The sequence below is a fragment of the Jatrophihabitans sp. sgz311053 genome, assembly GCF_056135305.1.
Genome location: NZ_JBWAXP010000003.1, coordinates 483,606 through 505,650, shown reverse-complemented (window position 1 = coordinate 505,650; position 22,045 = coordinate 483,606). Strand labels below are relative to the sequence as shown.

The following is a 22,045-nucleotide window of genomic DNA, read 5'->3' as shown; positions in this document are numbered from 1 at the left end:
AGCCTAACCCGCCGCCAGGGCGGAGCCGGCCTCCGCCACGGCATCGGTCAGCGCGGCGGCCAGATCACCCCGGCCCATGACCTCGATCCGGGACAGCCCGAGCCACGTGGCGGTCTCCCCCAGCTCTGCGGCGAGCTCGCGGGCGGTGTGACGCGGGTCGTGGCCGGGTTCGAGCCAGGCGCTCTGCACCCGCAGGACATCCTGCTGCCGGTCGGCCTTCAGATCGACCCGTCCGGCCAGGCTCTCGTCCAGCAGGAACGGCAGGACGTAGTAGCCGTACCGCCGCTGCGCCTCCGGCGTGTAGATCTCGATGCGGTAGTGGAAGTCGAAGAGCCGTAGCGCCCGGTCGCGGAACCAGACGACAGGGTCGAAGGGTGAGAGCAGGGCGCGGGCGCGCACCGCACGAGGGATGCGCGCGTCGTGCCACAGGTAGCTCGGCGGCCAGCCCTCGACCGTCACCGGCAGGAGCTCGCCGGCCTCGACAAGCTCGGCGACGGCACGCTTGGTGTCGCTGTGGGAGAGCCGGTAGTAGTCGCGCAGATCCGGTTCGGCGGCGACGCCGTGCGCCCTGGCGGCGAGCCGGACCAGCTCGCGCTTGGCGTCCTCGGGCTCGGGAGTGGGGGCGGCGAGGACCTCCGGCGGGATGACCCGCTCGGTCAGGTCGTAGTAGCGCTCGAAGTTGACCCGCTTGGCCGTGGTGATCTCGCCGGCGAAGAAGAGCCATTCCAGGGCAGTCTTGCCGTCCGACCAGTTCCACATGTGCCCCGGTCGCGGCGCCGGTCGCGGGATCTCGGTGTCGCTGGCGACCACGGGTCCCTTCTCGGCTACCAGCGTCCGGACGTCGTCGATGAGTGTCGGGTTCTCGCGGGCGATGCGTCGGATGCCGGGCCATGGCTCCACGTGAGCGCGCGCCATCCGCCAGCGCACCAGCGGGTGGTGCTCGACCGGCAGCAGGCACGCGGCGTGCGCCCAGTACTCGAACATGGCCGGCCGGACGCGCCGCGCGGTGTAGCCGGTGTACCGGTCCAACAGCTCGTGCGGATAGGCCCCGAGCCGGGCGAAGACCGGCAGGTAGTGGCTGCGCGAGAAGACGTTAACCGAGTCGATCTGCAGCAGTGACATCCGGTCGACGGCACGACGCAGATGGCGGGTGTCCACCCGCCCCGGCGGCACCGGGTCGGCGAATCCCTGCGCGGCCAGCGCGATACGACGGGCCTGCGCCAGCGTGAGCCGGCGGGTCGGAGCAGGGACGCGGGCGACCATGAACGCGACCCTACGACCGGGCTCCGACAACGGCCGGCCCCGTCCGCGGGGCCGGTGGTGGCCGGGTCGGCCGGGCCGCGGGGTTGGCCCCACGCCCGCGCGGTCGGCCCCACACCCGCGCGGCGAAATGGTCCGCCGGGCCGCGCTCGCATGGGGCCAACCCCGGCCGGGGCGGCCCGGGCCAACTCCTGCCGGGCCGCGCTGGCATGGGGCCAACCCGGCCGAGGCGAGCCGGGGGGTCCCGGCGTCGACCGGGGACCCCTCCCCCGTCTTTCGGGCTGCTCGTCGGCGGGATCGTCCCTAGGGTCGTGCGCATGACACAGCCACCCGCCGAACCGCCGGAGCAGCCGTCGCCGGGCGGCGCACCGCAGCCGGACCAACCGCACCAGCCCGAGCACGCCTCGGGCCCTGCCGGCGAGCAGTCCGGCCACGGGCATTCCGGCTATGCCCCACGCGGTGACGGACGGGACGGTCAGGGTCAGCCGGGCTACGGCGGTGCCGGCTCATCGCCGGACGCCCCACCCGGATACGGCCCGCCGGGCCCGTCGCCGTACGGCCCCTCTGGTGACGGCTAATCCGGCTACGGCTCCCCGGCTTATGGGCCACCCGGCTACGGCTCCCCGGCTTATGGGCCACCCGGCTACGGTCCCCCGGCTCACGACGAACCCTCATACGGCCCGCCGGGGTACCGCCAGGGCCCGCCCGGTTACTACGAGGGCCTGCCCGGCTATGGGACCGGCGGCTGGCCTCAGCGCGATGCCGGTTCCCCGTATCCCGGCGACGGCCAGCCGTGGCCGGCGGGTGCACAGCAGGGGCCGTCGGCCTCGGCGGGGTTGCGGATCGACCTCGGCGCGCGGGCACGGCAGCGTCCGCTGCCGCGAGCCGGCGCGTCACTCGCCGCGGTGGGCGGTGGGCTGCTCGTGCTCGGGGCGCTGGTCTGGGCCGGTGGCTATCTCGTCGAGGGTCTCTTCGGCGGCCTCTTCTCCGACCGCGGCGACCGCCCGAGCGCCGACCACAAGTACCTGGGGGTCGGCCTTTTCCTGGTGCTGGCCGTGCTGGCCTTCGCGGTCCTGATCAGCGTGCGCCGGGGCCCGGTCGCGTCGGCCGCGACCGTGGTGGCGGCGACGACGGTCCCGTTGGTGATGCTGTTCCTCACCGTCGACGTCGGTCCCGAGCCGTTCAGCGTCGATGCCGTCTTCCTCGTCTCGATCCTGGTGTGGCTGGTGGCGTACTTTCTGGTTCCCGGTGCCCGGGGACGGACGACGTTCCTCGCCGCCTCGCTGATCGCGGTGGCGGGCTACATCGGTCTCAAGGTGGTGGGCGACGACGCCTTTCGCTTCGCGGTCAGCAGCTCGTTCGGCTCGTCGCGCACCCCGGAGCCGGAGACGCTAGGCAGCGGCGTCGTGGGGCTCGCCCTGGGGCTCGGCTACTACGCCGCCGCACTGGTCCTGGACCGTCGCGGCCGGCACGGTGTTGCCACGGCCTTCGTAATCGCCGGCTTCGTCGACACCCTCGGCGGGATCACGGCCTTGGGCAACGATGCCGGCGTGGCCGGCACGGGCGTCGTCCTGCTGCTGGTGGGCGCCGTCCTCGCCTGCTACGGCGGCTGGGCCGAGCGGCGGTTCACCACCTGGGTCTGGGCCGCCGCCGTCGGCATCGGCGTCGTGATGCTCGTCTTCGACATCGCCTCCTTCGACAGCTATGTCGCCGCCGGCGCGACGATCATGGCGGCGGGCGTGGCGGTCGCGGCGGCAGCGGTTCCCTCGCAGCCGCGCGGGGTGAGGCTCCCGACATCGAGCAGGCCCCCTCCGCCGGGGCGGCAACCGCGACCTGACGCGGCTGCGGTTAGGGTCGGGCCGTGGCAGATGTCAGTGTGCGCACGGCCCGACCGGACGACGCCGACGAGATCGGCCGCATCCAGGTGACGACCTGGCAGACCGCGTATGCCGAGGTTCTGCCCGCCGCCGTCATCGACGCTCTCGACCCCGAAGCGGCGGCGCAGGCATGGCGCGCGGCCACCGAGGCCCCCCCGTCGCCGCGACATCACGTCCTCGTGGCGCTGGAGCAGCAGTGGCGTGTCGGCTTTGCCGCACTGACCCCTGCCGACGAGCTGCAGCCCGAGGATCCGCGACCCGACACCACAGGCGCCCTCGCTGCGCTGCTCGTCGAGCCGCGATGGGGCCGCCGGGGCCACGGCTCGCGGCTGCTGGCCGCCGCGGTGGACCATGCCCGCACCGACGGCGCGACGGATCTGATCATGTGGATCCCCGAGGCGGACGCGGCGAGCAAGGCTTTCCTGGAGTCCGCCGGCTGGGTCGCCGACGGCTTGGTCCGTGCCCTGGACACCGGCGCCGGCGAGCTGCGCGAGATCCGGCTGCGGACCGAGCTGGACGCCGCGGGGTGACGAGGCACGGTCGCGCCGGCAGTGGCGTGGCGGCCGCCCTTACCGCGACGCTGGTCCTGCGCCAACCACCCGCTACCGGCAGGATGTCCGCATGAGGTCTGTCTGTACGCGAGACAGGCTCACCGGACTGGCGTCCGGCATCTTGACACTTGCGTTCCTCAGCCAGGCGATCTGGCTGTCATGGCAGGACGAGCGCGCCTGGCGCTGGCTACGAGTGACCGTCGCCGTTCTGGCCGTCGTCGCCGTTGCTTCTCTCCTCGTCCTCTACCTGCCGAGGATGTGGCGGCGAAATCGGGCTCGAGGGGACTCCTGAAGATGGCGTTCACAGGTATCCCGGCCGTGGCGCTGGACTTCTACGAGGACCTGGAGAACGACAACTCCAAGGGCTTCTGGACGGCGAACAAGCACGTCTACGACGAGGCGGTGAAGGCGCCGATGACGGCGCTGGCCGCCGCGCTGGAGAAGCAGTTCGGCCCGGGCAAGCTCTTCCGGCCCTACCGCGACGTCCGATTCAGCAAGGACAAGACGCCGTACAAGACGCACCAGGGTGTCTGGTTCGACGAAACGTCGGTGTACTTGCAGGTCTCCGCGGCCGGACTCTTCCTGGCCGGTGGCTACTGGCGGACGTCCAGCACGCAGGTGCAGCGGTTGCGGCGGGCCGTGGACGACGACATCGCCGGGCCCGCGCTTGCCACGATCGTCGCCGGTCTGCGACGCAAGGGCTGGCAGGTCGGCGGCGAGCAGCTGAGCCGGGTGCCGTCAGGCTTCGACTCCGGCCACGTCCGCGCCGACCTGCTGCGGCACAAGACGCTGACGGCGGGCAAGGAGCTCGGCTTCCCCGACTGGCTGCACACGGCCGAGGCACGGACCAAGATCGCCGCGCAGTGGCGGACCTTGGCGCCGTTGACTGCCTGGCTCGACACCCACGTCGGCGCGGACTGAGCGACCCGCAGGCGGCTTCAGAGCGTCTCGAGGAAGTCGGCGAGATCGGTCCAGAGCGCGATCCGCAGCGGCAGCGGCATGCCGTTGTTCGCGCCGGACGGTCCGGGCAGGACGAAGGCGGGAATGCCCCCGACCGTCCACGACAGCTCGCCGTACCCGCGGGGTAGCCGCTCCCCTGCCGCCCGGGCGTAGGACGAGGCGGCCGTCTTGCTGACGAAGGCCACCGCCGGCGGTTCGGCTTTGCGCAGTTTCGCGTGAAAACTGCGCAGGTCGAAGACGGGTGGTTCGCCCTTGACGGCGTGCTCGGTGCGGACGAGATCGGTCAGCCCGACGCCGTGGTCGGGAAGCTCGCGATCATGCTCGGGGCTCAGCTCGGTCGGCGTGAAACCGGCGGCGTGGAGCAGCGTCCAGAACTTGTTGCCGGCACCGTCGTAGTAGTGCTGCCGCTCGGCCCGGTGCCACGCCGCGATCGTGCCGGCGATGACGACGCGCAGGCCGGGCCGCAGCAGGTCGGGGAGCACGCGTCAGAGGTCGAGCAGGGCTTCCAGGCCGACCGTGAGGCCGGGGTGCGACATGACCTGCCGGACGCCGAGCAGCACGCCCGGCATGAAGGAGACCCGGTCCAGCGAGTCGTGCCGGATCGTCAGCGTCTCGCCTTCGGCGCCGAGCACGATCTCCTGGTGCGCCACCATGCCGGCGATGCGCAGCGCGTGCACCCGCACCCCGTCGACATCGGCGCCGCGCGCACCGTCGCGGGCCTGCGTCGTCGCGTCGGGGGCGGGCGACATGCCTGCCTCGGCCCGCGCGGCGGCGATGAGCTCCGCCGTCCGGACGGCGGTACCGCTCGGAGCGTCGGCCTTGTTGGGGTGATGCAGCTCGACGACCTCGGCCGACTCGTAGAAGCGGGCCGCCAGCTGCGCGAACTTCATCGACAGGATGGCACCGATGCCGAAGTTCGGCGCGATGAGGACACCCACCTGCGGCGCGTCGGCCAGCCAGCCCCGGATCGTCTCCAACCGCTCGGCGGTGAAGCCGGTGGTGCCGACGACGCTGTGGATGCCCTGGTCGATGGCGAAGCGGATGTTGTCCATGACGACGTCCGGGTGCGTGAAGTCGACCAGCACCTGCGAGCCGGCGTCGGCGACGCTGAAGAGCCAGTCACCGGCGTCGACCATCGCGACGAGATCGAGGTCGTCGGCTCCGTCGACCGCCCGGCACACCTGCTGTCCCATGCGGCCGCGCGCACCCAGCACACCGACCCGGACCGGCTCGCTCACTCTGTCATCCTCTCGAGCCGCGTCCGCGGCCGCTGACGTGCCGGCATCTCAGCCGACCGCACCGTCGAAGTCGTGCGCACCGAACGGTCCTACCACGGTCAGGCACCGCGGTCGCGACAGCACCTCGCGCGCGACGTCGGTGGCGTCGGCGACGGTCACCGCGTCGATCTGGGCGAGCACCTCATCCAGCCCCTGGACGTCGGCGTAGGCGAGCTCGCTCTTGCCGATGCGGGTCATCCGGGATCCGGTGTCCTCCAGGCCCAGGACGAGTCCGCCCCGCAGCTGTCCCTTGCCCCGCTCGACCTCGGCGGCGGTCAGCGCGCCGCCGGCGACGGCGTCGAGCTCGTCGCGCATGATGGCGAGCACCTCGTCGGCCTTGCCGGGCTGACAGCCGGCGTAGACGCCGAACTGCCCGGCATCGGCGTACCCGCTGCTGTAGGAGTACACCGAGTAGGCCAGACCGCGTTCCTCCCGCACCCGCTGGAAGAGCCGTGAGCTCATCCCGCCGCCGAGCGCGGAGGAGACGACACCGAGCGCGAAGCGGCGCGGGTCGTGCCGCGACAGACCGTGGCAGCCGAGCAGGATGTTGGCCTGCTCGGTGTCGTCGGCGACGACCCGGACCGCCTCGGTCGGCCGGGCCGGCGGGCGCTGCGCGCTGGGCCGGCATGCCTGCGGCTGCTGCTGCGGGTCGAGCCGATCGCCGAAGGCCTGCCGGACGAGGCGGACCACCGCCTGATGGTCGACGTTGCCCGCGACCGTCACGACCATGGCGTCGGGCGTGTAGCGGCGCCGGTAGTAGCCGGCGATGCGGCGCTGTGTCAGGTCCCGGATGGACTCCTCGGTGCCGAGGATGGGGCGTCCCAGCGGGGTGTCGCCGAAGAGGGCGGAGGAGAACTCGTCGTGCACCAGATCGCTGGGGTCGTCGTCGCGCATCGAGATCTCCTCGAGCACGACGTCCCGCTCGACGTCGACGTCACGGGCGGCGATGGTGGCGTTGAGGACGACGTCGCAGACGATGTCCACCGCGACGGCGAGGTCCCGGTCGAGGACCGTCGCGTAGTAGCAGGTGTGCTCCTTCTCGGTGAAGGCGTTGAACTCCCCGCCGACGTCGTCCATCGCGGTGGCGATGTCCAATGCGGTGCGGCTGGCCGTGCCCTTGAAGAGCAGATGCTCCAGGAAGTGGCTGGTCCCGGCCTGGGCCGGGGTCTCGTCCCGCGACCCGGTCGGGACCCAGACGCCGACGCTGGCGCTGCGGACCCCGGACATCGCCTCGGTGACGACGCGCAGCCCGCCCGGCAGAACGGTGCGGGTGAGGGTGCCCCCGCCGGTGGCGTGCGCGAGGCGGCGCGTGACGGCGCGCGGTGCGGATGGCATCAGTCGATCCTACGGGCGCAGCGTCGCCCCGATCAGCGCGGCAGCCAGGCGTCCGGGGCCTCGTTGAGCCGGGTGACGTGCTCGGGCAGCTTCCCGTCGAGCACCTGGGCCAGCGTGGTCTCGTCCAGGACGAGCCGCAGGCTGGAACGCACCGCCACCCACACCTCGGGGAGATGCTCGGCGACGCCGGCGTAGGCGGTCTCGTGCGGTCGCAGTCCCCGGACCTCGGCCAGCGGCCCGTCGACCGCGCGCAGGATCGAGCCCAGCGTGATCTCGGCCGCCGGCCGGGCGAGCGCGTATCCGCCCTCCGCGCCGCGCTGACTGCGCACCAGCCCGGCGCGCCGCAGTTCGCCGAGGATCGCCTCCACGAACTTGCGGGGCATCCCCTGCTCGGTCACGACCGTGTCGATCTTCACCAGGGCGGGCTCGCGCGCCGCCAGGCTCAACAGGGCACGGACGGCGTAATCGGTCTTGGCCGAGATCTGCACCCCGCCATCATGCCCAATCAGGTAGGGAACGAGACAAGCGACCCGCCGGTCTCAGTCGGCGAGCACGCCCTGCCGCTCGGCCGGCACGTGCTCGGCCGACCGTCCCGCCGCGAGCAGCCAGACCCTGGCACCCTCCTGCAGCCGCAGCGATTCGCTCTGCCCGCGCGTCAACTGCGCCCAGGTGCCCTCGCCAGCGCCGGGCGTGTCGAGCTCGGCACGGATCTCGAAGCCGACGCGCTGGATCCGGCTCACCGTTGCCTCGATCGCGTCGCCGGCGGGGGCGGTGAGGATCTCGATGTCGTGCGGCCGCACCAGCCGGCCGTCCAGCCGGGTGACCGGGCCGAGGAAGGACATCACGAACTCGTTGGCGGGCTCGTCGTAGAGCTCGTCCGGGGTTCCCACCTGCTCGATGCGGCCGTCGTTGATGACGACGATCTCGTCGGAGACCTCGAGGGCCTCCTCCTGGTCGTGGGTGACGAAGACGGTGGTGACGTGGACCTCGTCGTGCAGTCGGCGCAACCAGTCCCGCAATTCCTTGCGGACCTTGGCGTCCAGCGCGCCGAAGGGCTCGTCGAGCAGCAGCACTTTCGGCTCGACGGCGAGCGCGCGAGCCAGCGCCATCCGCTGCCGCTGTCCACCGGAGAGCTGGGCGGGGAGTCGGTCGGCGAACTGCTCGAGATGGACCAGCTCCAGCAGCTCCCGGACCCGGCGCTTGATTTCGTCCTTGGGCCGCTTGCGGATCTCCAGACCGAAGGCGACGTTGCGCTCGACACTGAGGTGCGTGAAGGCCGCGTAGTGCTGGAAGACGAAGCCGACGTCACGGCGGCGGGCCGGCAGCGTGGTGGCGTCGACACCGTCGATGTGGACGGTGCCGGTGTCGGCGCTCTCCAGCCCGGCCACGATGCGCAGCAGTGTCGACTTGCCGCCGCCACTGGGCCCCAGCAGGGCGGTCAGCGCCCCGGAACGCACGCTCAGACTCACGTCGTCGAGCGCGACGAAGTCGCCGAAGCGCTTGCCCACGCCTGCGATCTCGATCCCCATCAGGATGTCCTTCCCCGGCGGCGGATCAGCGCCGCGATCACGATCGCCACCACGGCGATCAGCATGAGCACGAAGGCGACGGCGTACGCCGCGTCCGGATTCTGGTCGGCCTCCAGATAGGTGCCGACCCGGACGGCGGCCGTCTCGTTGTACCCGGCGACGCCGCCGCTGGTGACGACGAGCACCGCGCCGTACTCGCCGACGCAGCGGGCGATGCAGAGCACGATGCCGTAGGTCAGGGCGATGCGGATGGTCGGCAGCGTGATGCGGCGGAACCGGGTGAAGGCGTTGGCACCGAGGGAGGCCGCGGCCTGCTCCTGCTCCAGCCCCGCCTGCGCCAGCACGGGGACGATCGCCCGCAGCACCAGCGGCAGCGAGACGAAGACCGTGGCCATGATCAGGCCGGGACGTGCACTGGAGAAGTCGGTGCCGACGACGTCGGCGAACCAGCCACTCGGGCCGTAGACCAGCAGCAGCGCCAGACCCACGATGATCGGCGAGATCGCCACCGGCAGGTCGAGGAAGGCGTCCAGGAACCGCTTGCCCGGGAAGCGGTGCCGCACGATGAGGATTGCCAGCGCCACGCCGAGGACGGTGTTGATGACCACCGCCCAGGCCGCGACGATCAGCGTGTTCTGGAAGGCGGTCTGCGTGTCGGGGTCCGACAGGGTGTCGAAGAACTGCTGCAGTCCCGGCTGGAAGGTGCGGTAGGCCAGCACCGCCACCGGGAAGAGGACGAGCAGTCCGACGTAGAGCACCGCGATCAGCCGCAGCACGCGGCCCGCGCCGGTGGTCCGCCGGCGCACCGGGGCCCGGCGTGCCTTGCCGGTGACGGTGCCGGGGGTGACGAGATCAGCCACGACGCGCCGCCGTCCGCTTGACGATCTCGAGCAGCAGCAGCACCACGATCGCGACGACGAGCAGCACGAACGCGATGGCCGCCGCCTGCTGGGTGGCGGCCTCGGCGTTGTCGGCGACCTGGAGCTTGCCGTAGATGATCGCCGAAGCGATCTGGTTGCCCCTGGTGTTGCTGGAGATGAAGACCAGCGAGCCGTACTCCCCGATGGCGCGGGCGAAGGAGAGCGCCGCGCCCGAGAGCGCCGCCGGCAGGATCTGCGGCAGCACGATGCGCCGGAAGACGGTGGCGTCGGAGGCACCGAGCGAGGCGGCAGCCTGTTCGGCGTCACGGTCGAGGTCCAGCAGCACCGGCTGCACGGTGCGCACCGTGAAGGGCAGCGTGACGAAGAGCAGGGCCACCAGCAGGCCCGGCGCCGTGCCGCGCAGGGTCACATCGATCGGACTGTCGTCGCCGTAGAGCGCCAGCATGACGATGCCGGCGACGACGGTGGGCAGCGCGAACGGGATGTCGATGATCGTCTCGACGAGTCCGGCACCGCGGAACCGCTCGCGGACCAGCACCCACGCCACCAGCGTGCCCATGACGGCGTTGATCACCGCGACGGCGGCAGAGAGCCAGAGCGTCAGCCGTAGCGCCTCGGCGGTCTGCGGCGAGGTGATGGCGTCGACGAAGTCGCCGAAGCCGGCCCCGAAGGCCTTGCCGACCACGGCGGTCAGCGGCAGCAGGACGAGCAGGCAGAGCCAGAGGACGGAGACACCGAGCGACAGGCCGGACCAGCCGCCGAGCGGCAGTCCCGTCTTGGCACGGCCCGAACGCCGACGCGCGACCGTGCCGGCCGTCCCGTCGACGTCGTCGGGAGCGGCCGGCACGTCGCCCTGCGAGGGGGCGAGGGTCACGTCAGCTGGACCCCTCGATCTTGGTGTCGATGCCGTTGTCGCCGAAGAACTTCTCGTTCACGGACTTCCAGCCGCCGAGCTGATCGACGGTCACCAGCTTCTCCGGCGTCGGGAAGGGGTTGCTCGGGTCGTTGGCGCCCTTGACGGTGCCGACCTTGACCCCCTCGGTGACCGGGCGGAAGCCGGTGCTGGCGAAGATCTGCTGACCCTCGTCGGTGAGGACGAACTTCAGGAAGTCCTTGGCCGCCGTCGAGGCCTTCTTCGTCACCGCGGCCGGGTTCTGGATGAGCACGGTCTGCGGCGGGACGATGTAGTCCAGGTCCGCACCCTTGGCCCGGGCGGTGATGGCCTCGTTCTCGTAGGAGATGAGGACGTTGCCGGTGCCGGCCTCGAACTGCTGCGTGGCGACCGAGCCGCTCTGGGCCTTGCTGACGATGCGGCTGTAGAACTTCTTCAGGTACGCGGTGGCCTGCGCCTCGGTGCCGCCGGAGGCGGTGACGTGCGACCAGGCGGCGAGGATGTTCCACTTCGCCGATCCGGACGACGCCGGGCTCGGCGTGACGATCTTGACGCCGGACTTGGTGACCAGGTCGTCCCAGTTCTTGATGCCGAGCGGGTTGCCCTTGCGGACGACGATCACGACGACGGAGTCGGAGACGATGCCCTTGGTGGGGCCGCTGTTCCAGTCCTCGGCGACCTTGGCCGGCACCAGCTTGGTCATGTCCGGCTCGACCGAGAAGCCGACGTAGTCGGCCTTCTGCCCGCCGGCGACGTTCTTGCTCTGCGTGCCACTCGGACCGTACGAGGCGCGGATCGTCACGCCCTTGCCGGCGCTCGTCTTCTTGAAGGCGGTGGCGAGCGCGTCGTAAGCCGGCTTGGGCACGGAGTACTCGACGAGGTTGATCGACTTGGCCGACGACCCGGAGTCACCACCACAGGCGGACAGTCCCAGCGTCGCGGCGGAGGCCAGGGCGGCCACGGCCACCCATCGGCGCGAGCGGGTACGGGTCAGCGTCATCGGCTCTTCCTTCAATGTCTGCCGAAATGGCAATGTCGATCGGACTTATAGAGATTACCAAGAGACCGGCAGGTAGGCCCTGCTACCGGCACCACGGCGTCACGATGCGACATGCCTCACGCCGACACGCGGGACGAAACCGGACGACCGGTACACGGGTGACGGTCGAGGCGGTAGTGATCGTCAGGTCGAGGCGGTGAGGTCGGACTCCGGCGACGCCACGGCGCGCGGGCGATGCAGCGTCTCCGGCGCCCGCGCCACCAGCGCCACCGGAACGAGGCAGACGACGGCGCTGAGGACGAACGTCGGTGCGTAGCCACCCTGGTCGGCCACCCAGCCCGCGACGACGGGACCGAGCACGGACCCCAGGTCCCCGGCCATCTGGAAGACCGCCACCACCGTGCCGCCGCGGCCGGCGACGACATCGCCCATGATCGCGCCCGGTGCGACGGAGTCCGCGGCGCCGGCGACACCGAGCAGGACGGAGGCGACGAGCAGCCCGCCGAGGAACGAGAGCAACGGCAGCAGCAGGAAGGCCGTCGCCGCCACCAGCAGCCCCACCACGACCACCGGTCGCCGTCCCCGGACGTCCGCGACCTTGCCGACCGGCAGCAGCAGCGCGCCGCTGACCAGGCTGGTGACGAGGAAGGCGGCGTAGGCCCAGGCGTGGTCCAAACCGAGATCGTCGCTGACGTACTGCGGCACGATCGACGTCCGCGCCCCGATGATCGCGAAGGCGCCGGCGAAGGCGGCGGCGAGGGCGCCGACATAGGCCCGATCCCGCAGCGCCGCGCGCAGCGTCACCGGCGACTCGCGCACACTCTGCCGGGCAGCCAGCTCGCTGCCGCGGAGCGCGCTCAGGCCGAGGACGCCGGCGACGACAAGCGTGCCCGCGTAGAGGAAGAACGGGGCCCGCAGCGAGAAGGTCGCGACGGTGCCGACGGCGGGACCGGCGATCATGCCGAGCAGAAAGGATCCGGCCCAGACGCCCTGCGCGCGGCCGCGCTGGTGATCCGGGGTGACCCGCACCAGCAGGCTCACCGCGCTGACGCTGAACATGATCGACCCGACGCCGCCCGCGCCCCGCAGCAGGAGCAGCTGCCAGTAGGTCTGCGACAGTCCGGCCAGCAGGCTGGAGACGGCCACGATGCCGATCCCCGAGGCCAGCAGCAGCCGCTCCCCCACCGCGTTGACCATCCGCCCGACGAACGGCGCCATCAGCAACCGCATCAGCGCGAAGGCGCTCACGACGAGCCCGGCCAGGGTCCGGCTGACGCCGAATTCGCGAGCGAAGAGCGGCAGCGCGGGGGCGACCAGGCCGAATCCGAGGGCGACCATGAAGGCCACGCCCGTCAGCGCGCGGACCTCTACGGGGAGTTCGCGCAGCGACGCCCCGATCCGCAACCGCACCCCGTCACGATAGGCGAGGCCTTGCACGAACGCAGTTGTGGGCTTCCGGAGCATGGAGGTCACCAAGCTCGCCGTCTTCGCCCCACACCCTGCGCCAGATCGTGAACGTCAAGGGCGACTGACCCGCGGGTTACTGCGCTTCCCCTGTCGTGTGGTCGATTCTGCGCGGCACAAACGACCACACGACAGGGGAAGGTGGAGACGACGAAGGGCCGGGACGCGCGCAGCGCGTCCCGGCCCTTCCTCGAAGAGGATCAGCTGGTGGCGGGAGCCTCAGCCGGAGCGTTGTCTGGGGTGGCCTCGGACTTCGCCTCCTCGTCGACCAGACCCAGCGAGATCTTGCCGCGCTGGTCGATCTCGAGGATCTCGACCTGGATCTTGTCGCCGACGTTGACGACGTCCTCGACCTTGCCGATGCGCTTGCCGCGACCCAGCTTGCTGATGTGGACGAGACCGTCCTTGCCGGGGAGCAGCGAGACGAAGGCGCCGAAGGCGGCGGTCTTGACGACCGTGCCGAGGAAGCGCTCGCCCACCTTGGGCATCTGCGGGTTGGCGATCGCGTTGATGCGGTCGACGGCGGCCTCGGCCGACGGTCCGTCGGCGGCACCGACGTAGATCGTGCCGTCGTCCTCGATGGTGATGTCGGCGCCGGTCTCGTCCTGGATGGCGTTGATCATCTGGCCCTTGGGGCCGATGACCGCGCCGATCTTGTCGACCGGGATCTTCACTACGGTGACGCGCGGGGCGTACGGGCTCATCTCGTCCGGGCCGTCGATGGCCTCGGCCATGACGTCCAGGATGTGCAGGCGCGCGTCGCGGGCCTGCTTGAGCGCGGCGGCGAGCACCTCGGACGGGATGCCGTCGAGCTTGGTGTCCAGCTGCAGCGCCGTGACGAACTCCTTGGTGCCGGCGACCTTGAAGTCCATGTCGCCGAAGGCGTCCTCGGCACCGAGGATGTCGGTGAGCGCCACGTACTCGGTCTTGCCGTCGACCTCGTCGGAGACCAGGCCCATGGCGATGCCGGCGACCGGCGCCTTGAGCGGGACGCCGGAGTTCAGCAGCGCGAGCGTCGAGGCGCAGACCGAGCCCATGGAGGTCGAGCCGTTCGAACCGAGGGCCTCGGAGACCTGACGGATCGCGTACGGGAACTCGTCGCGGCCCGGCAGCACCGGCAGCAGCGCCCGCTCGGCGAGCGCGCCGTGGCCGATCTCGCGGCGCTTGGGCGAGCCCACTCGGCCGGTCTCACCGGTCGAGTACGGCGGGAAGTTGTAGTTGTGCATGTAGCGCTTGGTGCGGTTCGGCGAAAGCGTGTCGAGCTTCTGCTCCAGGCCCAGCATGTTCAGCGTGGTGACGCCCAGGATCTGGGTCTCGCCGCGCTGGAAGAGCGCCGAGCCGTGCACCCGCGGGATGACCTCGACCTCGGCCGAGAGCGTGCGGATGTCGGCCAGACCGCGGCCGTCGATGCGGACCTTGTCGCGCAGGATGCGCTGCCGGACCAGCTTCTTGTTCAGCGCGCGGAAGGCGGCGCCGATCTCGCTGTAGCGGTCCTCGAAGCGCTGACCCAGGGTGTCCTTGACGGACTCCTTGATGTCGTCGAGCTTGTTCTCGCGCTCCTGCTTGTCGGCGATGGTGAGCGCGGTCGCGACCTCGGCCTCGACCTCGTTGCGGACCGCGTCGTAGACCTCGTCGGAGTAGTCGAGGAAGACGGGGAACTCCTGGACCGGCTTCGCGGCGCTCGCCGCGAGGTCGGACTGCGCCTTGCAGAGGGCGGCGATGAACGGCTTGGCCGCCTCGAGACCCTCGGCGACGACCTCCTCGGTCGGCTTGGTCGCGCCACCGGCGATGAGCTCGATGACGCCCTCGGTCGCCTCGGCCTCGACCATCATGATCGCGACGTCGCCGTTGTCCAGCGTGCGGCCGGCGACGACCATGTCGAAGGAGGCGCGCTCCAGCTCCGAGTGCGTCGGGAAGCCGACCCACTGACCGTCGATGAGGGCGACGCGGGTGCCGCCGACCGGGCCGTTGAACGGCAGGCCAGAGATCTGCGTCGACGCGGACGCCGCGTTGATGGCGAGCACGTCGTAGGCGTGGTCGGGGTTCAACGCCATGACGGTGATGACGACCTGGACCTCGTTGCGCAGGCCCTTGATGAAGGTGGGGCGCAGCGGCCGGTCGATGAGGCGGCAGGTGAGGATCGCGTCCTCGGACGGACGACCCTCGCGGCGGAAGAACGAGCCGGGAATGCGGCCCGCGGCGTACATCCGCTCCTCGACGTCGACCGTCAGGGGGAAGAAGTCGAAGCCCTCGCGGGGCTTCTTGCCGGCCGTGGTGGCCGACAGCAGCATGGTGTCGTCGTCCAGGTAGGCGACGACGGAACCGGCGGCCTGCTTGGCCAGCCGGCCGGTCTCGAACCGGATGGTGCGGGTGCCGAACGTGCCGTTGTCGATCACGGCCTCGGTCTCGAACACACCGTCTTCGTGAACCTCTGTCACAGAGGTCTCCTCTCGTACGTGCCGGAGCGCACAGGCGACGTACGAGCGATTCACACCGCTGACCCCACTGGGGCCCGGTGCCGGTCTTCGATCGAAGCGGTCGGGGATCGTCCCCGCCCGCCACTACCGAGGACCGGCGTCAGTGCTCGGATGTCGCTGGTGGACGCGCGTGCGTCCGGCGATCGGTTGGTGTTTGTGCAGTTGTCCCTACGAAGAGAGGGAGCGACCCGTCCGGGTCGCTCCCTCTTCCACTACCGGCGCAGGCCGAGACGCTCCACGATGGAGCGGTAGCGGTTGATGTCGGTCTTCATGAGGTAGTTCAGCAGCCGGCGGCGCTGACCGACGAGCAGCAGCAGGCCACGACGGCTGTGGTGGTCGTGCTTGTGCATCTTGAGGTGCTCGGTGAGGTCACTGATGCGCCGCGACAGCAGCGCGACCTGGACCTCGGCCGAACCCGAGTCGCCGTCCTTGGTGCCGTACTCGGCGATGATCTGCTTCTTGACATCCTGGGCCAGGGGCACGGACGACTCCTCGTGATCTCGGTGCAGGCGCGCTCCACCGGTCTGAACCACGGTGGATGGGTGAACGCGCATGCGTCTGCGGGCGTCATGAACACGCCTCGTGGGCAAGGTTACCAGGACGCCCGGTGTGCGCCTGCCACCGCGCCGGGTATGTCCGTCTGCGTGAAACCGTTCGTCCTCACGCAGGATTCGCCGCTGTCGCCCGCTGACGCCTGGCAGCGCATCACCGACTGGCCCGCGCACGGTCGACACGTGCCCTTCACGACCATGCGGGTGCAGCCGCCGGGACCGAGTTCGGTGGGAACGGTCTTCACCGCGCGGACCGCACTGGGTCCCATCGGCTTCGACGACCCGATGGCGATCACAGTCTGGGAGCCGCCGGCCGACGACCGGCCGGGTCGCTGCCGGCTGGAGAAGCGCGGTCGACTGATCCACGGCTGGGCCGAGATCACCGTCTCGGCCCGCCCCGGCGGCTCCCGTGCGACTTGGACAGAGGTCGCCCGGCCCCGGGGGCTGCCTCGCTTCGCCGATCCGCTGGCCCGCGTCTCGGCGCGGCTGCTCTTCGGCCGGGTGCTGCGCAAGTTACTGGCGGGCTGACCCACGCGCGTCGGCCGCCGCCCGCGCCTTGCCGACGCCGACCAGCACCGTCGCCACCACGACCGTGCCGGCGAGGAGGGCGACGACGTAGCCGGCGAAGTCGGCGTCGCCGTAGCGCAGCGGGATGTCGTAGGCCGAGAGGTCGGCGGCGTTGTAGTAGACGAGATAGGCCAGCGGGAAGACGAGCCAGGTCAGCACCGACCACCACGAAACGTTGAGCAGATTGCGCCCCACCAGCACGACGTCGAGGGTCACCGCGATCGGCGTGATGAGGTGCTCGAACTGCGAGTGGACGGTGCCGAAGTCACTGTCGAGCAGCGCGGCGTAGACCACGAGCACCAGCAGCAGGGTCACCGCCAGCGCCCCGCGCCACCAGGGCGAGCGGGGCTCGTGCCAGCGGCGGCCGGTGACCAGGGGGTAGAGCAGCAGGCCGAGGTAGATCACCGCGGTGGCGAGGCTGGCCTGCTGGCTCAGCTCGCTCAGGGCCTCACCCAGCCCGCGACCCCGCACCGCTCCGATCACGCCGATGGCGCCGCAGGCCACGATGACGGCGCGCCAGAGGGCGGTCCCGGCGAGCGACCGGGCGTCGGCCGGCCGCCGGTGGTCGATCACGGCCCGGCCAGCTCGCGGGTGCGCGCGACGTCGGCGTCCATCTGGGTGACGAGCTCCTCGACCGAGTCGAACTTCGTCATCCCGCGCAGGTGGTGGGTGAACTCGAAACCGAGGTTCTCGCCGTAGAGGTCCCCGCTGAAGTCCAGCACGAAGGCCTCGACCCGTCGCTGCCGCACGTCGAAGGTGGGGTTGGTGCCGACGGAGATGGCGGCGGTGCCCAGCGCCGCGCCGGCGACAGTGCGACCCCACTCGTCGAGCCGGACCACGCGGCCGGCGTAGACACCGTCGGCGGGGACGGCGGCCCACTGGTCGGTGCGCAGGTTCGCCGTCGGGTACCCCAGCTCGCGGCCCCGCTGGTCGCCGCGCTCGACGACACCGTCCACCCGGTGCGGCCGTCCCAGCACGGCGGTGGCTGCGGCCATGTCACCGGCCTGCACGCAGGAGCGGACGTAGGTGGCGCTCATCGGGGTGTCGCCCTGCTGCAGCAGCGGGACGCCGTGCGCCGAGAAGCCGAAGGTGCGGCCGAGGCGGGCCAGCATCTCGACGTCGCCGGCCGCCCGATGGCCGAAGCGGAAGTTGTCCCCCACCACCACCGCCGAGGCGTGGAGCCGGTCGACGAGGACGTCGTGGACGAAGCCGTCCGGCGGCTGCTGCGACAGCTCGAGGGTGAACGGCAGGGCGAGGAAGACATCCACGCCCAGCTGCTCCACGAGCTCGGCGCGGCGCACGATGCTGGTGAGCACCGGCGGATGCGAGCCGGGGCGCACCACCTCGGCCGGATGCGGCACGAAGGTGATGAGCGCGCTCGGCACCCCACGTTCGGCGGCCAGCTCGACCGCCTGACCGATGATCGCCGCGTGACCGCGGTGCACGCCGTCGAAGACGCCGATCGTGACCACGCAGTGGCCCCAGCCGCCGGGGATTGCCTCGAGTCCGCGCCATCGCTGCACGGCCTCAGGGTAGCGACGGGCAAGCTGGAGGCGTGGCCGACTCGTCCCGCCCTCGTCCGGATGCCGTGACCTGGCTGGGTCACGCCGGGACGACGATCGATCTGGACGGCACCCGGCTGGTGACCGACCCGATCCTGCGCGACCACGTCGGCCCGCTGCGCCGCCACGGTCCGCCTCCGTCCGAGCAGGCCTGGCGGCGGCCGGACGCCGTCCTGATCTCCCACCTGCACCACGACCACCTGGACCTGCCCTCGCTGCGGCGGCTGGGCACGGACGTGACGATGGTGGCCCCAGCCGGGGCCGTCCCGCTCTTCCACGGCTTCGCCGATGTCCGAGAGGTCGATGTCGGCGACGAGTTGCGGGTGGGCTCGCTGGTCGTCACCGCACTGCCGACCCGGCACCCCGGCGACCGGGTCGGGTCCGGGTTGGTCGCCCCCGCCCTCGGCTACCTGATCCGCGGCACCCGACGGATCTGGTTCGCCGGGGACACCGGCGCCTTCGCCGGCATGCGGGACCTGCGCGGCGAGGTGGATCTCGCGCTGCTTCCGGTGGGCGGCTGGGGACCGTCGCTGGGACCGCACCATCTCGACCCGCGGCAGGCTGCCGGGGTGGCGGGGCTGGTCGCCGCACGGGCGGCGGTGCCGATCCACTGGGGGACCCTGCTCGTGCCGGGGCTGCGGCGGCTGCGCCCCGACCTCGCCGTCCGTCCCGGTGAGCTGTTCGCGCGGTGGGCGGCTCAGGTCGCCGGCGAGACCGACGTGACCGTACTCCCGCCGGGTGGGTCCACCGGGATGCCGTAGCTCACCGACCGGAAGTGGTCGTAGAGCGTGATGATCAAGGTCAGCAGCAACAGCAGGAAGAGCGCCGAGAGCCGGTCGACGGTCACCGCCGGCCGCAGCAACACCAGCACCTCGAAGATGACCGCGTTGATGACGACACCGATGGCGAAGCGCACCGGCAGGACGGGCGGGATCAGTCGCCGCTCCTCGAGCAGCTCGGTGACGCCGGCGTTGAGGACGACGGTGACGACGACGCCCAGCGCCAGCGCCCCCGCGCCGGCCGTCGTGGGCAGGATGTGTCCGAAGATCACCACCACCAGCGAGATCAGCACCGCCTTCTCCCCCGTGGTCCAGAGCAGCGTGCGCAGCCCCTCGGGCCGGGTGTCGGGTCGCTTGCGGGCCTGATGCCGGTCGACGCTCGTGGTAAACGGCCAGTCGGGGGGCGGCACCCGGCGCCGGGCACGAGCGACGATGGCCGACCCGGCCCCACCCGCCGCCACCGCGACCAGCGCGGCGAGGAGCGGGTGTGCCGTCACCTCGTCGGTGACGTCCAGATGCAGCACGTGGATCCACGTCTCCTGCGGCAGCTTGACCACCACCACGATGACGGCAGCCAGCCGCAGCAGTTGCCGGTCCGACAGCCGGGTCGGACGCCACCGGGTGCGGACCGCCTCGTAGGCGATGACGAAGTACTCGAAGGCGTTCGGGAAGATCAGCAGCAGCGGGCTCCAGCCGCTGTACTCGAAGGCGACGGTGCCGACCAGCCGCCAGTACCAGAGCACCCGACCGATGCCGAACGCGACGTCGTCGTGCCAGTTGCGCATCGTCGCGGTGTAGGCGATGACGAGGTAGTAGACGTCCAGCGCCTTGTCGTAGCTCTGGTACTCGGCCAGGACAGCCGAGACGTCGAACCACTGGAAGACCGTCTGGTCGATGCCGTCAACCACCAGAGACGCCAGCAGGGCGGGTAGCGGGAAGCGCGGGATGAACAGCGGGACGGCCAGGCGCAGCACGACCACGGCCGCGAAGACCACCTGCTGTTCGAGTGTCATGACCGCAGGGTCAACCGCCTGCCCGAAACGCCGGGGCGAGGGCGAGGGGGCTGTCCGGCCAGCGTTCGTCCAGCGCCGCCAGCAGGTTCGTGGCGAGCTCCGCGGCGGCGGGCAGCACCGCGTTGGCCGCGACGCGCCGCAGCCGGTCCAGCACGAGCGCGCGTCGCTGCGGCGACGGACGGTCGAGCTCCACCTGGTGGTCCAGCTCGGGTTCCGGGCCGAGGGCGAAGTCCAGGGAGAACGCCGCGCTCATCAGGCACCAGCCCACCGCGGCGGCCTCGACGTCGGCGACGAAGCCGTCCTCGGCGACCGCCGGCAGCTCGGCGGCAGCGATCTCGCGGTAGCGGGCCATCGCCCGGTCACGGACCTCGGCCGGGATCGCCCACGAGCACCAGCAGGTCGGCCACGGCACGAGCAGGTAGGCGACGTCCCAGGCGATGTGCGCCCACTGCGCGCCCTCGAAGTCGACGAGCACGATGCGCTCGCCCACGCGCACGTTGTTGTCCGGACAGGCGTCGGCGGGGGTCAGCGCGGCCAGGGGCGAGTCGGGGCTGAGCCGATCGAGCAGACCGGTGAACTCGGTCAGCGCGCCGGTCGGGATGGTGACGCCGAGGGCGCCGCAGTGCCGGTCGAGGAGCCGCTCGGCCTCGCGCACGTGCTGCGGCAGCCAGGACTCGGCGAGGTCGTCGCCACGCCGGGCGAGCTCCGCGGCAAAGCCCTGCCGGCTGCCTCGGGTGGCCAGGTGCAGTTCGGCGACCGCCTCCGCCCAGCCGACCACGGCGGCGGCCGCGTCGACCGGGTCGTCGCCGAGCAGGGCGTCCGCCACGCTGCTGCCCTCGCCGAGATCCTCCAGGACGAGCAGGTCCTCGGCGGCGGCGAGCACTGCGGGGACCCGGACGGCGCCGGGGACGCTGGCCAGCGCGGCGGGCTCCCGGCGCCGGCCGTCCCCGTCGAGGTAGCGCTTGAGCACCAGGCCCCGCTGCGCGCCGTCGCGGTCGGTGGCTCGCAGCCGCAGCACGGTGCTGCGATCACCCGAGGCCAGCGCGCCGACGACCTCCAGCTCCTCGCCGGGGAGCAGGTCGCGCACGTCGGCCAGGTTCCGGTCCTCGAGGTCATCGCTCACTGCTCAGTCCTACCCGAATCCGGCGCGGCGACGCGGGAGGCGACCTATCCGGCGGCCGCGAAGACCAGTACCGGACGGGCCCGGCCGTCGGCCTCGCGCAGCAGCGCCACGGCGCGGCCGTCGCCCGTGATCGCGCCGTGGACACCGTCGATCCCGCGACCGTCGAGGCTGCGGCCGAAGGAGAGCTCGCGGGCCTCGTCCTCGTCGATCCGGCGCACCGGCAGCGCCGTCCGGACGGCGTCGGCCAGCGGCAGCACCACCGGGTCGGGGAGGTCGGCGAGCGCGTCGAGGGTGCGCGCGCTCTCCAGGCCGAAGGGACCGACCCTGGTCCGCCGCAGCGCCGTCAGGTGCCCACCGGTGCCGAGCGATCGGCCGAGGTCACGGGCCAGCGCGCGGATGTAGGTCCCCGAACTGCACTCCACCGTCACGTCGACGTCCAGCAGCTCGTCGCGGCGTCGCAGCTCGCCCGCCTCGAAGCGGCTCACCGTGACGGGGCGGGCGGCGAGCTCGACCTGCTCGCCGTCGCGGACCCGGTCGTAGGCGCGTCGACCGTCCACCTTGATCGCCGAGACGGAGCTCGGCACCTGCTCGATCGTCCCGGTGAGGGGACGCATCGCCGCCCTCACCTGCTCGGCGGTGACGGCGGCGGCCGAGGCGCCGCCGACGATCTCCCCCTCGGCGTCGTCGGTCGTCGTCGCCGCCCCCAGCCGGATCGTCGCGGTGTAGGCCTTGTCGGTGAGGACGAGGTGGTGCAGCAACCGGGTGGCGGCGCCGACACCGACGACGAGCACCCCGGTGGCCATCGGGTCCAGCGTCCCGGCGTGGCCGACCTTGCGGGTTCGCGCGATCCTGCGCATTCTCGCCACCACGTCGTGGCTCGTCATGCCACCGGGCTTGTCGACGATCACCAGACCGCTGGTCACGGGAGGGGCGGGAGCGCGGGACAC

Annotated in this window: 23 protein-coding genes; 6 read left to right on the top strand and 17 right to left on the bottom strand. The window is 71.6% G+C overall.

Going from position 1 to position 22,045, the window contains the following annotated elements; genetic code table 11:
- Positions 1–3: 3 nt before the first annotated feature.
- Positions 4–1,263 (bottom strand): winged helix-turn-helix domain-containing protein, encoded by a 1,260-nt coding sequence (locus AC0NZQ_RS20405; protein WP_474531919.1) that lies wholly within the window; start codon positions 1,261–1,263, stop codon positions 4–6.
- Positions 1,264–1,577: 314 nt separating this feature from the next.
- Here AC0NZQ_RS20405 and AC0NZQ_RS20400 point away from each other — a divergent pair, with 314 nt between their 5' ends.
- The 4 genes from AC0NZQ_RS20400 (at position 1,578) to AC0NZQ_RS20385 (ending at position 4,609) form a co-directional block, all read left to right on the top strand.
- Positions 1,578–1,838 carry a hypothetical protein gene (locus AC0NZQ_RS20400; protein ID WP_474531918.1) on the top strand — a complete coding sequence of 87 codons (261 nt, stop codon included), beginning with the start codon at positions 1,578–1,580 and terminating at the stop codon, positions 1,836–1,838.
- Between the two features lie 258 nt (positions 1,839–2,096).
- Positions 2,097–3,188 carry a hypothetical protein gene (locus AC0NZQ_RS20395; protein WP_474531917.1) on the top strand — a complete coding sequence of 364 codons (1,092 nt, stop codon included), beginning with the start codon at positions 2,097–2,099 and terminating at the stop codon, positions 3,186–3,188.
- The gene (locus tag AC0NZQ_RS20390) at positions 3,122–3,667 is read left to right on the top strand and encodes an N-acetyltransferase family protein (RefSeq protein ID WP_474531916.1); all 546 of its coding nucleotides are present in this window, start codon (positions 3,122–3,124) and stop codon (positions 3,665–3,667) included. Before AC0NZQ_RS20395 ends, AC0NZQ_RS20390 begins: the two co-directional genes overlap by 67 nt.
- A gap of 315 nt (positions 3,668–3,982) precedes the next feature.
- Complete coding sequence (locus AC0NZQ_RS20385) at positions 3,983–4,609, top strand: DUF2461 domain-containing protein (protein ID WP_474531915.1); 627 nt, start codon at positions 3,983–3,985, stop codon at positions 4,607–4,609.
- 17 nt (positions 4,610–4,626) lie between these two features.
- Here AC0NZQ_RS20385 and AC0NZQ_RS20380 read toward each other — a convergent pair whose 3' ends face one another.
- The 11 genes from AC0NZQ_RS20380 to rpsO form a co-directional block, all read right to left on the bottom strand.
- On the bottom strand, positions 4,627–5,130 hold the full coding sequence (locus AC0NZQ_RS20380) for a mismatch-specific DNA-glycosylase (RefSeq protein ID WP_474531914.1): 504 nt from the start codon (positions 5,128–5,130) through the stop codon (positions 4,627–4,629).
- Between the two features lie 3 nt (positions 5,131–5,133).
- The gene (dapB, locus tag AC0NZQ_RS20375) at positions 5,134–5,886 is read right to left on the bottom strand and encodes a 4-hydroxy-tetrahydrodipicolinate reductase (RefSeq protein ID WP_474531913.1); all 753 of its coding nucleotides are present in this window, start codon (positions 5,884–5,886) and stop codon (positions 5,134–5,136) included.
- A 48-nt stretch (positions 5,887–5,934) separates the two neighbouring features.
- Positions 5,935–7,260: a M16 family metallopeptidase gene (locus tag AC0NZQ_RS20370; protein ID WP_474531912.1), complete on the bottom strand. Its 1,326-nt coding sequence runs from the start codon at positions 7,258–7,260 to the stop codon at positions 5,935–5,937.
- 32 nt (positions 7,261–7,292) lie between these two features.
- A complete protein-coding gene (locus AC0NZQ_RS20365; protein WP_474531911.1) occupies positions 7,293–7,748 on the bottom strand; it encodes an RrF2 family transcriptional regulator in 456 nt (151 codons plus the stop codon).
- Between the two features lie 51 nt (positions 7,749–7,799).
- On the bottom strand, positions 7,800–8,789 hold the full coding sequence (locus tag AC0NZQ_RS20360; RefSeq protein ID WP_474531910.1) for a sulfate/molybdate ABC transporter ATP-binding protein: 990 nt from the start codon (positions 8,787–8,789) through the stop codon (positions 7,800–7,802).
- The gene (locus tag AC0NZQ_RS20355) at positions 8,789–9,649 is read right to left on the bottom strand and encodes a sulfate ABC transporter permease subunit (RefSeq protein ID WP_474531909.1); all 861 of its coding nucleotides are present in this window, start codon (positions 9,647–9,649) and stop codon (positions 8,789–8,791) included. The genes AC0NZQ_RS20360 and AC0NZQ_RS20355 overlap by 1 nt, the downstream gene beginning before the upstream one ends.
- Positions 9,642–10,544 (bottom strand): sulfate ABC transporter permease subunit CysT, encoded by a 903-nt coding sequence (cysT, locus tag AC0NZQ_RS20350; RefSeq protein ID WP_474531908.1) that lies wholly within the window; start codon positions 10,542–10,544, stop codon positions 9,642–9,644. The genes AC0NZQ_RS20355 and cysT overlap by 8 nt, the downstream gene beginning before the upstream one ends.
- A 1-nt stretch (position 10,545) precedes the next feature.
- Positions 10,546–11,562 (bottom strand): extracellular solute-binding protein, encoded by a 1,017-nt coding sequence (locus AC0NZQ_RS20345; protein WP_474531907.1) that lies wholly within the window; start codon positions 11,560–11,562, stop codon positions 10,546–10,548.
- Between the two features lie 183 nt (positions 11,563–11,745).
- A complete protein-coding gene (locus AC0NZQ_RS20340; RefSeq protein ID WP_474531906.1) occupies positions 11,746–12,972 on the bottom strand; it encodes an MFS transporter in 1,227 nt (408 codons plus the stop codon).
- A 254-nt stretch (positions 12,973–13,226) separates the two neighbouring features.
- Entirely contained in the window at positions 13,227–15,464 is a 2,238-nt protein-coding gene (locus AC0NZQ_RS20335) for a polyribonucleotide nucleotidyltransferase (RefSeq protein WP_474531905.1), read from the bottom strand.
- A gap of 251 nt (positions 15,465–15,715) precedes the next feature.
- Positions 15,716–15,985 (bottom strand): 30S ribosomal protein S15, encoded by a 270-nt coding sequence (rpsO, locus tag AC0NZQ_RS20330; protein ID WP_474531904.1) that lies wholly within the window; start codon positions 15,983–15,985, stop codon positions 15,716–15,718.
- An 87-nt stretch (positions 15,986–16,072) separates the two neighbouring features.
- Between rpsO and AC0NZQ_RS20325 the strand changes: the two genes are divergently transcribed.
- Positions 16,073–16,582, top strand: coding sequence for an SRPBCC family protein (locus AC0NZQ_RS20325; RefSeq protein WP_474532043.1), 510 nt, complete (start codon positions 16,073–16,075; stop codon positions 16,580–16,582).
- On the opposite strand, the gene AC0NZQ_RS20320 is transcribed toward AC0NZQ_RS20325, so the two are convergent.
- Positions 16,568–17,194, bottom strand: coding sequence for a hypothetical protein (locus tag AC0NZQ_RS20320; RefSeq protein WP_474531903.1), 627 nt, complete (start codon positions 17,192–17,194; stop codon positions 16,568–16,570). The two genes, AC0NZQ_RS20325 and AC0NZQ_RS20320, sit on opposite strands and share 15 nt — an antisense overlap.
- On the bottom strand, positions 17,191–18,144 hold the full coding sequence (locus AC0NZQ_RS20315; RefSeq protein ID WP_474531902.1) for a bifunctional riboflavin kinase/FAD synthetase: 954 nt from the start codon (positions 18,142–18,144) through the stop codon (positions 17,191–17,193). The genes AC0NZQ_RS20320 and AC0NZQ_RS20315 overlap by 4 nt, the downstream gene beginning before the upstream one ends.
- Before the next feature lie 32 nt (positions 18,145–18,176).
- Between AC0NZQ_RS20315 and AC0NZQ_RS20310 the strand changes: the two genes are divergently transcribed.
- Positions 18,177–18,944: an MBL fold metallo-hydrolase gene (locus tag AC0NZQ_RS20310; protein ID WP_474531901.1), complete on the top strand. Its 768-nt coding sequence runs from the start codon at positions 18,177–18,179 to the stop codon at positions 18,942–18,944.
- Here AC0NZQ_RS20310 and AC0NZQ_RS20305 read toward each other — a convergent pair.
- From AC0NZQ_RS20305 to truB, 3 genes are read right to left on the bottom strand one after another with little or no spacing between them, the layout of a single operon-like run.
- Positions 18,881–19,975 (bottom strand): hypothetical protein, encoded by a 1,095-nt coding sequence (locus tag AC0NZQ_RS20305; RefSeq protein WP_474531900.1) that lies wholly within the window; start codon positions 19,973–19,975, stop codon positions 18,881–18,883. The genes AC0NZQ_RS20310 and AC0NZQ_RS20305 overlap by 64 nt on opposite strands.
- A gap of 10 nt (positions 19,976–19,985) precedes the next feature.
- Complete coding sequence (locus tag AC0NZQ_RS20300) at positions 19,986–21,098, bottom strand: phosphotransferase (protein ID WP_474531899.1); 1,113 nt, start codon at positions 21,096–21,098, stop codon at positions 19,986–19,988.
- A gap of 44 nt (positions 21,099–21,142) precedes the next feature.
- The gene (gene truB / locus AC0NZQ_RS20295) at positions 21,143–22,045 is read right to left on the bottom strand and encodes a tRNA pseudouridine(55) synthase TruB (RefSeq protein WP_474531898.1); all 903 of its coding nucleotides are present in this window, start codon (positions 22,043–22,045) and stop codon (positions 21,143–21,145) included.

Coding starts and splice junctions, on each gene's coding strand:
- AC0NZQ_RS20325 (WP_474532043.1), top strand. CDS start 16,073: ATGAACACGCCTCGTGGGCAAGGTTACCAGGACGCCCGGTGTGCGCCT.
- AC0NZQ_RS20370 (WP_474531912.1), bottom strand. CDS start 7,260: ATGCCATCCGCACCGCGCGCCGTCACGCGCCGCCTCGCGCACGCCACC.
- AC0NZQ_RS20400 (WP_474531918.1), top strand. CDS start 1,578: ATGACACAGCCACCCGCCGAACCGCCGGAGCAGCCGTCGCCGGGCGGC.
- AC0NZQ_RS20360 (WP_474531910.1), bottom strand. CDS start 8,789: ATGGGGATCGAGATCGCAGGCGTGGGCAAGCGCTTCGGCGACTTCGTC.
- AC0NZQ_RS20305 (WP_474531900.1), bottom strand. CDS start 19,975: ATGACACTCGAACAGCAGGTGGTCTTCGCGGCCGTGGTCGTGCTGCGC.
- AC0NZQ_RS20385 (WP_474531915.1), top strand. CDS start 3,983: ATGGCGTTCACAGGTATCCCGGCCGTGGCGCTGGACTTCTACGAGGAC.
- AC0NZQ_RS20405 (WP_474531919.1), bottom strand. CDS start 1,263: ATGGTCGCCCGCGTCCCTGCTCCGACCCGCCGGCTCACGCTGGCGCAG.
- AC0NZQ_RS20345 (WP_474531907.1), bottom strand. CDS start 11,562: ATGACGCTGACCCGTACCCGCTCGCGCCGATGGGTGGCCGTGGCCGCC.